The organism is Acinetobacter sp. NigerLNRRAM0016, assembly GCF_054112845.1.
Map to the genome: position 1 here is coordinate 1 of NZ_JBSYVT010000113.1, position 685 is coordinate 685.

The window sequence follows — 685 nt, forward strand, 5'->3', positions numbered from 1 at the left end:
CCCACCAGAACCTGATTTAAGTTGAAGTTGGAATGTTCCTGCTATACCTGTTGAATCATGTCTTGAAATGTTCAATGTTCCTGCGCTACGTGCACTCCCACGAATCGAAACGTTATGACTATGAATACCGTCAAGTCCCATTGATGCACTACCATTCAAGCTCAAACTATGTGTATGTGATCCATCCGAACCCGTATTTCCACTGTAATTGTGACTATGAGAACCTGTCACACCACTAATCGAAGTATTGCTCGTTGATCCACTAAAGGAATGATTGTGATTGCCTGCGCTTCCCATTGATCCGGATACGTTCACATTAATACTATGTCCGTGTGAACCACTGTTATCAGAAGTTACACCCACTGAAGCATAATCAACAAAATGCACCTCCAAATCCTCAAAAACCACATTGCCATTTTTCAATACCCGACACAGCAACCGCTGCTGTGACGTATAGGATGTAAAGCTGAATACAGCACCAAAGGTCAAAATGGTATGCCCCATATCGGTTGGGACAGCCAAAGTTTGAATGGTGGTGTATTCCGTTCCTACTGTCGTTGCAGCTTCTGCAAAAGCTGAAACAGGCACCGTCACCGCATTGTCTTTGATCTTCAATGTATCCACTGCAAGATTCGCAATTTTCCCTTCAGTCACCGCTAAATTATCAATTTTCGCTGTAGTCACA

General features: G+C 43.4%; 1 pseudogene. It reads right to left on the bottom strand.

Annotation, left to right across the window (positions count from 1 at the left end):
- Positions 1 to 685 (bottom strand): annotated as a pseudogene (locus ACWQ4X_RS19755) (phage tail protein); the annotation flags it as partial.